The sequence below is a fragment of the Chryseobacterium sp. CP-77 genome (genome assembly GCF_036362765.1).
Classification (GTDB): Bacteria; Bacteroidota; Bacteroidia; order Flavobacteriales; family Weeksellaceae; genus Chryseobacterium; species Chryseobacterium cupriresistens.
The window spans coordinates 2,304,989-2,318,078 of record NZ_CP143637.1 but is presented as its reverse complement, the minus strand read 5'-3'; the positions used below and the strand labels follow the sequence as shown (position 1 = coordinate 2,318,078).

The 13,090-nt window shown below is 38.2% G+C and carries 6 protein-coding genes; 4 read left to right on the top strand and 2 right to left on the bottom strand.

Annotated elements, in window-relative coordinates; genetic code table 11:
- Nucleotides 1-175: 175 nt before the first annotated feature.
- Genes V0410_RS10225 through V0410_RS10210 form a run of 4 tightly spaced genes read left to right on the top strand, consistent with a single transcriptional unit; the run spans nucleotide 176 to nucleotide 7,002 of the window.
- Nucleotides 176-2,896, top strand: a complete 2,721-nt coding sequence (locus V0410_RS10225) for a TonB-dependent receptor plug domain-containing protein (protein WP_330747400.1) — start codon at nucleotides 176-178, stop codon at nucleotides 2,894-2,896.
- 24 nt (nucleotides 2,897-2,920) lie between these two features.
- Nucleotides 2,921-4,270: a DUF4876 domain-containing protein gene (locus tag V0410_RS10220; RefSeq protein WP_330747399.1), complete on the top strand. Its 1,350-nt coding sequence runs from the start codon at nucleotides 2,921-2,923 to the stop codon at nucleotides 4,268-4,270.
- A complete protein-coding gene (locus V0410_RS10215) occupies nucleotides 4,260-5,849 on the top strand; it encodes a DUF6850 family outer membrane beta-barrel protein (protein ID WP_330747398.1) in 1,590 nt (529 codons plus the stop codon). The genes V0410_RS10220 and V0410_RS10215 overlap by 11 nt, the downstream gene beginning before the upstream one ends.
- 7 nt (nucleotides 5,850-5,856) lie before the next feature.
- Nucleotides 5,857-7,002, top strand: coding sequence for a cytochrome-c peroxidase (locus V0410_RS10210; RefSeq protein WP_330747397.1), 1,146 nt, complete (start codon nucleotides 5,857-5,859; stop codon nucleotides 7,000-7,002).
- Between the two features lie 131 nt (nucleotides 7,003-7,133).
- Here V0410_RS10210 and V0410_RS10205 read toward each other — a convergent pair whose 3' ends face one another.
- Nucleotides 7,134-8,978, bottom strand: a complete 1,845-nt coding sequence (locus V0410_RS10205) for a hypothetical protein (protein WP_330747396.1) — start codon at nucleotides 8,976-8,978, stop codon at nucleotides 7,134-7,136.
- Nucleotides 8,979-10,029: 1,051 nt separating this feature from the next.
- A complete protein-coding gene (locus V0410_RS10200; protein ID WP_330747395.1) occupies nucleotides 10,030-12,162 on the bottom strand; it encodes a beta strand repeat-containing protein in 2,133 nt (710 codons plus the stop codon).
- Nucleotides 12,163-13,090: the final 928 nt, after the last annotated feature.

Here is a 13,090-nt window from a genome sequence, read left to right as displayed (position 1 = left end):
GAGAAAAGGTTAATAACCCTGTTTAGGATGGTTATAATATTTTTTTTTATTCCTTGTATAGAGATTTATATGTGAATATTATTTTGTTTTAAATTAAAATATCTTTAATAAATTCATAAAATTAATTTTTATTTAGAATAATTATAATTAATTTTGTGCCCTAAATATTTTAGGGGTGAAATTATCGTTATTAGCAGGTGCTGTTTTTCTGACAGCAGGCGGATTCTTGTCTGCCCAAAAAGTAGAATTTTATCATAACGGGCAACTCAAAAGGGGAGAGTTCGCAAGTGGTGGTTTGAAAGAATGTAAAGAATTACATAAGAAAGATAATTCTATGGTTCTTAAAGGAAAATGCCAAATCGTCTTCCTGAATGCCGACAATAGACAAGAAACCATTATCATAAAAGAGGGAGAAGAACTACAGCTTCAGATTCTATCTCCTAAAAGTTCTTCCCGAGAAAGGTCAGAGATCAGAATTGAAGGTGTACAACTTACCGCAAAAAAGAAACAGTTTTCCGAAATTTCAATCCAGCAGGAAGCTCTTCAAAATTTACAGTCATTTTCTATTGGTGACGTATTGCAGCAATTACCAGGTCAATATGTACAGCAGTTTGACAATACTCAATTTAAAAATATTGTATTCAGAACCGCCAGTGGCCCTTCAATCACTGGTTCCGGAAATGTTCCGGGAGGTGATGATTTTGGAAACAGGGCATTTGGAGTACAGTTGATGGTCAACGATATTGCCTTGTCTAATAACGAAAATATGCAGAGCTATGATTCTGCCAACAGCGGTCCTTTTGGAATAAGCTTTAATACTTCTACTAAAGGAGGAAATTTAATGCCGGGACAGCCTAACTATGGCGTCGATTTAAGAGAAATTCCTACAGAAAATATAGAAAGTATTGAAGTGATACAGGGAGTGCCGGATGCCAAATATGGAGATCTTACATCCGGACTTATTAAAGTGACCACCATTGCCAAAGCATCACCACTACGATTGGATGCGTCTCTTAGAGAAGGAACTTATCAGGTAGGTCTTACCAAAGGTTTTAAACTCAAAAACAACAATGCGCTTAATGTGTCCGTAGACTATATGAATTCACTATCTGATCCAAGAACAAGTCTGGTGGGGTACGACAGGACCAATGTTAATTTCCTTTGGTCATCAAAAAGTAAAAGCGGGTTCAGCCATAAACTTTCAGCTTCATTTTCTACCAATACCAGCAAGGGGAAAAGAGATCCTGATGATCTTGACGGAATGATCATCAATGTGGATAACAAGAGTTTTTCATTAAGCAATAATATCAGTTATAATTTGAATCGTAACGGAAGAAAACCGTTTTTCAGAATGATCAGTGCGGATGTAGGAATTAGCTATTCAACACAACTTACAGAAAGAAGATACTGGCTGAATCAAGGTGCCCGTCCGTACGGAAACGCTACTACAGATGGTGTCTACTATGCTCCTTACACACCGCCGAGCTATGAAAATCAAGCCTTTTCTGATGGGAAGCCTTTGAATATTTTTACCGATATAAGTGCGAATGGTACTAAAATGACGGCATCCAAATGGGTTCATATGTACAGTATCGGAGCCAATTTCCGGTACGGAAACAACTTTGGAAAAGGCCGTTACGGAACAGCAGGTCAGTTTACAACAATTACTGCTGCAGGGCAGGGATCAAACGGGATGAGGGACTTTAATTATCGCGATAATGTATTTGCCAGCAAACAGTATGCATTTTATATTCAGGATAATATCACAAAATCTTTTGCCAATAAACATATCTTAAGAACCAATCTGGGTCTTCGTTATGATCTGCAGAATTCATTTTCCACTTATTCGCCAAGGGTTAATACCTCATACCAAATGGGAAAATTTTCTGTGAGAGGAGGATTTGGGTTAACATCTAAAGCGCCGTCATTGAATCAGATCTATACGGCACCAAGATACTTTGATTTCCTTCTTGGGGATTATCGTCTGCCGGGATATTATTCAGCAGCCATTATGCAGACGGTAGTGACTCCCGGAGATAATGCCAACCTTAAACCTTCAAAAAGCTGGAAAACAGAAGTGGGAGTAGATTACAGATTTCCTTTTGCAACGGTTAACCTTACGGCTTATTACAACAGGTTATTTGATGGATTTACCACGGCAAGCGTTCATAAAATCATGGACAAAGCGAAAGTAAATGTCAATATCTCAGGAACAGAAGTGCCCACTTTCGAGATCGTAGGAACCGAGAAATTTAATTACCTGCAGAATCGAATCGTCAACGGATATTCATCTGTAGATAAAGGGCTGGAACTGATGGCCAGTTTCAAAAAAATAGAAGCCCTTAATCTGGTCATTGGCTTTAATGCCAGTTATGTAGAGACTTCCGGTCATAAAGATGAAGGTCTTTACAAGATCAGTGCTCCAAAGATTGCAGATAAAGATTATGAGTATGGAATTTATAATGACAGTAGAAACAAAAGTTCTATGGCCAGAGCAAGTTTCAGTTTTGATTATCACCTGGCTTCATCCGGTTTGATCATTGGGTTGAGAACAGATCATTTCCTTTCAGACAGAACACTGAATGGCGCCAATGACATTTATCCAATAGGATATATCAGACATGATGGAACATCAGAAATGATTCCGGAAAATGACCGTACCAATCCAAAATATCAGGGATTGTTTCTGCAGCCTTCAGATGAAAAATTGTCAGGTTTATATAACAAAACCCTGCATAATGTTCATTTAAGAGTAACAAAAGATTTCCTAAGTGGTTTCAGACTGTCCATCTATGTAAGCAATGTTTTCAACCTTAAAGCATATGATGAAAGAGGAGCTGTTTATGGCAATTTTACCTCTACTTCTTTTGGGGGGAATATTTCGTACAGATTTTAACCATACAACTAAAAATAAAAAATAATGAAAAGATTCATACTATTGTTAGTAATTCCTGTTATGACCCTTTTGGGATGTAACAGGGATGATGATTTTGGAGGAAATAATGAGATTAAGCCGGTTCCGTTTACCGTGAATATAAAATTTGACGCTTCAAAATATCCTTCCGTTGCAGACAAAGGAGTTGCAAATGTAACAGTTATCCTTAAAAATACAGCAACAGAAGATCAGATTACAGGAAAAACAGATGAAAACGGAGAATTGAAATTAAATGCTGTTCTACCGGGAAATTATAGTATTCAGGCGGAACTTCAATTAAAAAAAAGTGAATATGAACAGCAGATAGGAGAGGAGACCAGCTATGAAATTGTTCACTTCGGAGGTTTTGATGAAAAAGTAATCATTAATGCCAATACTCCCTCAAAATTAGTCAGAATCACTAGTGGAAATCTTGGCGATCTTGTGATCAAACAATATTATTATGCAGGTTCAGACACAAAACTGGGCGCCAATTTCAGAGATCAGTTTATAGAAGTTCATAATAACTCTGACCAGACTATTTATGCCGACGGTTTATATCTTGTATTTCTGGAAGGGAATACAAACAGTAACCCAACCACTTATACTTTATCTAACGGACAATATGACTGGAGCAAAACTGCCGGTGGCGGTGCAGCAGCCAATACAGATTATGTGTACTCTAATATACTTATCAAAATACCTGGAAACGGCAGTCAATATCCCATTTTACCAGGAAAAAGTATAGTTATAGCTCAAACAGCCATTAATCATAAAATGCCTTTTGATGATATTAACGGTACAGGAGTAGCGATACAGGAGCCCGACAGAACTGTTGATCTGAGTCATGCTGACTTTGAAACATATTTGGGAGATTATAATACAAGCATTGGCAAGAAGCCTTTTGCATGGGATATCCAGAATATTATGGTGCCGGATATGCAGGTTGCCTACTGGAGTATTGCTTCTAATGACTTAATCCTGAATGTAAATTCTATGCTGGGGCTCGGAATTCTGAGAGCAACGGATGCAGAAGTGGCAGGCTGGCAAAAAGTGCCATCGCCGAAAGCGCCAACAGGAAATTTGTTTCTGCAGATTCCTAAAAACTATATCATAGACGGAATAGATATCACAGATAAGGAACAAAAAGCTCCTAAAGATTTTCCTGCAGATATTGATGCTTCACGAACTTTTATCGTCAACGCTGTAGGGCAGGCTGAAGCCACGTTTACCGGCCTCTCTGTAATCCGGAAAACAAAAGAAATTATCAATGGACGTGTGGTACTGCAGGATACAAATAATTCTGCCAATGATTTTGTAACGATTAAAGCAAACCCTCGAGGATATGCACAGTAATAATAAAAAAATTAGAACATTTCAGCATAGTATATTGGGATTGGCTATATTAGGCAGTCAGTTTTTTCATGCCCAGACGACCGCGCTGGACAGTATCAACATCAGTGCTGTAGAAAAAAATATCAGGATAAATGATCCCTACATTTCATTTTTTCAGCCATTAGATTTTTCCAGAACAACCTTTCAATATACTTCAATAAAACAAAATTTTAAAAGAGTACAGACTGCTGAAGAAATAGGAAGTTTCACTTTTCAGTCTGAAGGAGTTTATAAACTGAATGATAAAATAGCATTATCAGGAAGACTTAAAGCAGATAAAACTACAGAAGAGAACGTTCCCTATATTCTGAGTGATGAAAGAACGAACAGTTCATCTTTTATTTATAACCCCTCTTATTATTGGGTTCCCCGTTCAGCGAGATGGCAGAAACAAAGTTATTTTATCAACGGACAGTTTGCCTATAATCCCGTAAAACCTGTAATCCTGCAGTTGGGAGGAGAAGGGATTTATGCCAAATCATACAGACAAAATGCAGATCCAAGACCTAAAATAGATGATTATAAATACAAGGCTTTTGCAAAATTAGGCTTAAAGTGGAAGCAGCATGCTGTTTTTGGGAAACTGAGCTATGTACATCATTACAAAGGAAATGATATCATGTTTGTAAATATGAAAGGAAACGTACCCGCGAATGACAGCATCTACATCCGTTATAATGAAGGTTATGGTAATCAGTATATTGGAAATACCCAGTACAAAACTTCCGAATATAAAATGGGAGGTTATATATGGGGCGGTGAATATGCATTTAATAACCCGAATACTCATTTTTCTGCCGGATACGACTATAAAAATCTGATTGAACGCTTTTACAGGGTTTACGAGTATCAGGATGCCAGCTTTAACTGGCAAAAAGATTATACAAAATATTCCGGGCTGAAAACAGATCTCCACAGCTTCTATCTCAATTTCCTGGGAAATTATAACGGGAAAAAATGGGCTTCTATGGTGAACTATCAGGATCAACTCGATACCAATTATAATTATCCGTCAGAATACAGAACCTACCGCCTCGAACAGAAGAACCTTTTCTGGCAGAATAGTGTGATGTGGTTTAATCATAAGAACGAAGCATTTAAAATGATCTTTGATGCAGCATATGGAAAAAATCACGTAAAAGATCTATCCGTGGTAATGGACAGGAAGCTTTCGTTTTTTAATTACTGCCTTGGAGCAGAAAAAGAATTTGCTTTGAAACCTTTCCATAAGCTGACTTTTGGTTTGTCACAAAACCTTTACATTCCATTGGAAAAAGAATTCAATTATCAGCCTTACCAAAGCACAAAAGAGAATATCTTTGCAACTAAGATCGCTCAGCCGGACTTTGCTTATGATGCAACCCCTAAAATAGGTCTTAATTTTAACGCAAGTTATATTTTTGACCAGAATAAAATAAGGTATGAGCTGTTTGGAAGTTTTTCTCAGACATGGCTGATGAACAGTACCTATAAAAATCAAGTGGACTACAATGGCAGAGCTAATCATATTGCCTTAGTAGGAGTGAATGTTTATTATTAAGAAATAAATGAAAGACAGATACATCGCTTTTCTGGCAATTGCCGGAGTAATATGTTTATTAAGTTATACTTCTAATGACCCTACGGGATACTCCGTAGAGGAGCTTCGTACTTTGTACAGCAGCGGAGATCAGAGCAAATGGCCGGCCGCCCGCTTATTTGATGAAGCAAAAGAAGGGTTCCAGGATATCGGACCCTTGCCAAAAATGAGTTTTCCTGAAGATAATCCCTATTCCGAAGATAAAATGGAACTGGGAAAAATGTTATTCTTTGATCCGAGGTTGTCGAAAAGCGGACAGATCTCCTGTGCAAACTGCCATAATCCTGAAATTGGCTGGTCAGACGGAAGCAGGGTTTCTTTTGGCCACGACAGGCAGACAGGTACCAGAAATGCACCTACTTTGGTAAATATCGGATATGCTAAAACACTTTTCTGGGACGGCCGTTCGGCAACGTTGGAAGAGCAGGTGAAAGCCCCTATCGAAAATCCGGTAGAAATGAATCTGCATATGTCAATGGCAACAAAAAATATCAGAAAAATTAAAGGGTATAGATCTTTTTTCGTCAAAGCTTTCGGGAATGGAGAAGTGACAGAAGAAAAAATTGCAAAAGCCATTGCTACATTTGAACGTTCTCTGATAAGCCCGCCTTCAAGATTTGATAAATTCGTGACCGGAAAGAAAGATGCCTTAACGGATTCTGAAATCAATGGGCTTCATTTATTCAGAACTAAAGCAAATTGTATCAACTGCCACAACACGCCTTATTTTTCCGACCAGAAATTCCATAACCTGGGACTGACGTATTACGGAAGAAAATACGAAGATCTGGGACGATACATTGTTACTCAAAAAAATGAAGATGTAGGAAAATTCAAAACTCCTGCACTAAGAGAAGTTTCTGAGAATAAACCTTATATGCATAACGGGCTTTTCCCCGAGCTGGCGAACATCGTTATGATGTATAATGCCGGAATGGGAAGGGAAATTCCAAAAGGAGAACAGATCAATGATCAAAAGTTTCCCCATAAATCAGAAATGATTCAAAAACTGAATTTAACAGATGATGAGGTGTTTGATATCGTAGCATTTTTAAAAACACTGAACAGTTACAAATATAAAATGCGCCCACCGGAATTACCTAAATCGCAATAATTAGTAAAACTACTTCAATCAAAAAGAATTTTTTGTGTGTTCTGAGCTTGTAAAAATTCAATTCATAAAACAAAAAAGGTCTCCTGAAGTTTCCTTCAAAAGACCTTTATGGTAATTAGTAATCTTTTATATTAATTATCTTTAGTGAAAACGGTAGCAGCCATTGAAGCTTTACCCCAGTTGAAATTAGTTCCTGTAGCGGACCACATATTAAACCTAATTGGATAAGAATTACTTTCAGCATACCCATTTAAAGTATAGGTTACTGTAACAGGAGAAGCACTTGTGTTGTTATAGGATTCACTAAATTTTCCGGAGACGGAGACCATTTCAGAGGCACTAGTTCCTTCCGGAAGGGTAAATTTTCTCGAACCCTCCGGTGCTTCTGTACCATCTTTGAGAAAACGTATTCCAAAATAACCGGTAATAGGTACACCATTAGACGGAACTGAGGTGCCCATCGGAACACTATAGTCTACAAGAATTTTAGCGGTGCTGTTAGCTGGAATAGTAACCGAAACAGACAATCCCAGATCAATATTATTTACAATAACACCATTACCTAGTGCTGGTTGGCCTACCGGAGCTGTTGCACTATCAGTAAAAACGCCTAGAAGTTGATAATCAGTTGTCTGAGGGGCTAGTTTACTCCACTTTGGTGCTCCGGAAGTTCCTGAATTATAATAAAGTCCATCTCCATAAGGTATTAATGCTGTATTGGAATTGTAGACTATCAGCCCGTTTGCAGGTGATGGAACAGTCGTCCCATCTGTTGTTGATGTTAATGATACTCTTGGTAACAAAAATCCTCTGTTGGTAGCAGTAAGATCCAGCAAAGCTGAGTTATCAGGAGCATTGGTACCTACCCCGACATTTCCACCCACAGGGTTTAATACTAATGGAAGCCCTGTAGTTGAAGTTTTATTCTGGCTGGAAATATAAGATCCGAAAGGAGAGTTCGTATAGGTTCCGAAGTCCAGAGCATGGTTGGTACTTCCATCAACTCTAAATGTGGCATTGGTAGTTGCTGTGCCTAATGCTGAAGGCTGTGCATTCGCTCCCGTTACCACCAGCTTATTGGTGGGAGTCACAGTTCCTACTCCAACATTTCCACCTGAAGTAACAGTCATTTTTTGGGTATTATTTGTTATAAACCTCAGGTCATTAGCTGTAGTGGTTCCCAGAGAAGCTACTCCTCCGCCTATAAATGTTTTCAGATTCACTATACCATTGGTATGATTGACACCGAAACTATTATCGGGAGTACTGATGGTAAGTTTGGTATCAGGTGTTGTGGTACCAAGACCTACACGGTCATTGGCAGCGTCTACGGATAAGGTGCTGCCATCTACAGAAAATGCATTGGTCTGCGTTCCTGTAAATGTCAGGGTATTGGCGCCCTGGGTTACCGTTCTGTTTCCTGTAAGCGTACCATCTGCTGTGTAGAGATTAACCGGAGTAGCTCCTACAGAACCTCCGTCCGTAGATCTCCAGCCTGAATTACTGTATACATATTCCAGGGCCTTGCCATTGGGAATGGTAACACCACCCAATGCAGCGCCAAAACCTCCTGTTGTATTATTATAGACAATGATTCGCTGTCCTGCATTGGGAGGAACAGGGGCAGTAATCGTTACGGTTGCAGTAGCAGCACCGGTAAGTTGTACCTGGCTTACATTGGCAGGAATAGTCACAGCATTACCTGCAACGGCTAAAGCAGTTTCACGGTTGGTAATGGCTCCGTTCACATCCAGTGTGGTACCGGGAGCGATAAGTCCCAGTCCCAGGTTACCATTAGAAGTCACCACCAGGTCATCAGCCGCCTGAACAGCGGTAGGCACCCCCGTTGTCGGATTATTTTTTAATCCGTCAATATTAAATATTCCCTGAGGATTACTGGTATTGATCCCCACTTGTGATTTTGCCACCAGAGAAAAGGTGGTAAGCAAGCCTGCTAGTAATAAATTTTTTTTCATAATATATAAGAAATTAAGATTAGAATAAATTAATATCTCTTTTTTTTGTCACGGACTCCATCTTAGCAACAGAGTGTGTTTACATTATATCGATTATATGTTTTGTGTTTATGGAACAAAAGTTTTTTTTTAAAGTTCAGTACTAATCTTTAACACGATGTTTGTATCATTTATATGAATAAAAAGTAATTTATCGACATTAAACTATTCTCTCAGATAATATGTATCGTTTTTCGTGCTGCTATTTTTCAACGGTTAAATGGTTAAACAAAATATAAATCATGCTCGATGGTATTATTTTCTCTGAACTTTAGCTTATTGCGTAATATTCATAATATCCTTAATATCTTTAACAAAAATAAGCTTATTTAAGGCTGTAGTATATTTTTCGCATACAACATACGTACATCATACATACATCATTTAGATGCAACTCCTGTATTTTATACTTTGTATTATCATTGTTGTGTGAAATAATTAATCTGTTATGCGTGATATGTTTTTTATTTAAACCTTAGAAATCTCATATTTTAGCAGTCTTTAATCCCTTTTTAAAGGCATTTAGTTTTTTATTTTTAAAAAAAATGTGGTTGTAGCGGATATTCTCCTATAGACCACCAGACATTGATGGAATTGTATATCAGGATTTATTTTGAATGGGATACCGGTTTTAAAAAGTCTGAAAGTGATTGCTGCGCATTTTAAAATATAGATACCCGGATATCTAGCGGAATTTTTAATCTTTCAGGCTGAATCGGTCAAAGCTATTATTAAAGTTACTTAAACTTTACAAAACTGCAAAAGTCACAAAAACACAAATGGGTGGATTTAAAAACACCTGTGTTCAATTAAGTAAGCTTAAAAATGAGACTACGGAAAAGTTCATATAGATGAAAATCAATGGTTTCACAAAGTAAAAAATGCATACAAAAAGTGTAAACAGCCTCATTACTGAAAAGGGATAGGTTAATACATAAAAATACCCCTCAAAATATTTTTGAGGAGTATTTTATCAGGAATATATTCCATCTCACTTACATCTTTGTTACTACTAAGGAACAGGGGATGCTGTTGCGGCTCCTGTAGAACTGCCCCCAAGGTTATAACCGCCATCGCTCAGGACGGTCATTTGTTCATTGGAAATGATCAGCAATCTGATTCCCCACACAAATGGACTTGTCGACGAAGTTGCATTAGGAACATCGGCATAAATCCTCCAGGTTCCGTTCTGTTGAAAGGTATAAATATCTGGTGTCTCAAAATCAAAATTGGTGGAACCATTAGTTTTAAAGCCGGCATTGAGATTACTATGACTATTGGTGTCAAATCCCACCACAATAGCTGTATAGGAAGAAACAGGGATTTTTGTATCAAAATTAGATATAAAATCACTGTTGGGGTTTGTAAAGGTATAATACTTGAAATACATTTTTGAAACCGGACCTATTTTACCCCAGTTCGGTGCTGCCGGAGTTCCTCCGTTATAATAAACTCCCGTACCTTGAGGAGACATGGCTGTGTTATTATTATACACCATAAGTCCGGTGGCAGGCGAAGGAACCGTACTGGCATCCGATGGGGAGGACAGGGATACCCTTGGCAGTAAAAGTCCTTTATTGGCTGCATTAAGATCCAGTAATGCCGAACTGTCCGGTGTACTTACTCCTACCCCTACATTCCCGGCAGGAGTAACTACCACTTTTGCGCTGTTATTAGTCATCAGGTTCAGATTATTTGAAGTAGTAGTCCCCACATAACCTGCTCCTGCTCCGATATATGTTTTCAGATTCACTGTACCATTGGTATGATTCAATCCAAAGCTGTTATCTCCTGTACTGATGGTAAGCTTAGTGTCGGGTGTGACCGTACCTATACCTACATCTCCTGCTGGAGTAATAGTCATTTTTTGAGTATTATTCGTTGTAAATCTCAGGTCGTTTGCTGTAGTGGTTCCCACGGAGGCTACTCCTCCTCCGACAAACGTTTTCAGATTCACTGTACCATTGGTATGATTTAAACCAAAGCTGTTATCCGGGGTGCTGATGGTCAGTTTGGTGTCTGGTGTTGCAGTACCAAGACCTACACGGTCATTGGCCGCATCTACAGATAAGGTGGTCCCATCTACAGAAAATGCATTAGTCTGGGTTCCTGTAAATGCTAAGGTATTCGCTCCCTGAGTAACGGTACGGTTTCCTGTCAGAGATCCGTCTGTGTTATAAATATTGGCAGATGCAGGTGCTGCCGGCAAAGCTTTCCATGTAGCAACTCCGCTGGCGTCGGATGTTAAAACTTTATCTGTACCCTGGGTACCGTCTACAATTTTCAAAGCTCCGCTTGTGCCGGATTCAATATGAAGTTTATTTGTAGGGCTCGTTGTGCCGATACCAACATTGCCAGAGGATTTGATCGTCAGTCTTGGGGCATAATCTGTAGCATTTCTGGTGGAAAACTGCAACCCTGCATAGCTGTTGGCTGCATCACGGTCAATACCTGTGATGCTGGCCCCGGAAAGTCCTGTCTCTGATGTTGATGGGATAAATCCTATTTCACCAAACTGCCCGCCGGTACCATTTAAATTATAGAGCGTAATATTTCTTGCTATTCCTTGCAGACATGCAGCACCACAATTTTCAATTCCTGCAGAAATGGCACTGGTCGTAGCTCCCGGACTGTTTTGGACAGACAGGGAAGAAGCAGGAGCGATGGTACCAATTCCCACTCTGCTATTTGCAGCATCCACTGAAAAGTTTTTCCCATTGACAGAAAACGCATTGGTCTGTGTTCCGGTAAATGCTAAGGTATTGGTACCCTGAGTTACTGTTCTGTTGCCGGTAAGCGTGCCATCTGCATTGTAAATATTAACAGGAGTGCTCAGCTTTGTCCATACGGTACCATTGTAATAATAATAGCCAACGGTATCAATATTCACAGCAGTACCTGCTGTAGTTCCTGTAGCAATACTGTTTACATAGATCAGTGTGGATGTTGGAACCCCGGTCATACTCTGAGCTTTTTGTCTGTCTACTCTTGGAATAAGTAATCCTTCTACTGTTGTACCGGTACCGGTACTGTTTTTAGCAGTTACATCAAGTGTTGCAGCGGGGGTTGGGGTGTTAATCCCCACCTGTGATTTTGCCAATGAAAAGGTAGCAAGTAATCCTACTACGAATAAATTTTTTTTCATAATATGTGTTAATTAATAATTTTCTTGTTTCAACAGTTATAATAGCAGTGAACATTTTACCGCATTATATATCTGTGTGTTTATTACTATGGATTGGATGCAAAGGTAATGCTTGGTGGAAATTGTAAGCATATTATATACTCATCATAGATACAACATAGGTCTATCTTATATACATCATTTTCGTGTTTTTGTTAAAAAAATAAGCTTTATAGGGAAAAAAACTTTAATAAATTAAACCACAATTAAGTGAATTAATGATGAAAATACTATCTTTGTTTTTTATCTTTGTCGCTTTCTATCAGTTTGCTAAAAGAGGTTGACAATAAAGATAGATTGGCCGGTATAATTCAAATCATGATTTATGGTGGAGAAATTATTATTAAGAGTAGGTTATTGATTTAAATTAGTAAAGAGACAGCTAATTATGTTTTGATCATCTTTACATCTGTTGTAAGCACATGTTGATTTGAGTCCGGAATTTTTTGCTTTCAGGTGGAAATCGAATGCATTTGTTGAAGATGTAGTGAAGTTGTACCGAATTTTGTAACCCTTTATTAATAATGGTTTGGGAGGATGATGTATCTACGCTGTATGTTGTTATTATGCATTTTTTCTCACTTTTTTTTAACCTTGCCAAAAAATAAAATAGATATGTGTATCAGAAAAATGAACTCTTGATCTCTTCGTGAAATTCCGGACTTTGCGAAAAAGGAATATCAGCAAAAGGATGAAATTAATAAGTTTTTTGATGCTGCTGCTTTTATGGGCAAAAGAAACTGACCTATGCAGTAGAATTTTAAAGGAATATGCCATAATCCTGCATAGTATGGTTGATCATTTTTTAAAGCAAAAAAAAGGAAAAGTTGAAATTTATTAATGATATGAAACGAAAACGGGAGATCACAGATGTTCTGATGTATTCCAA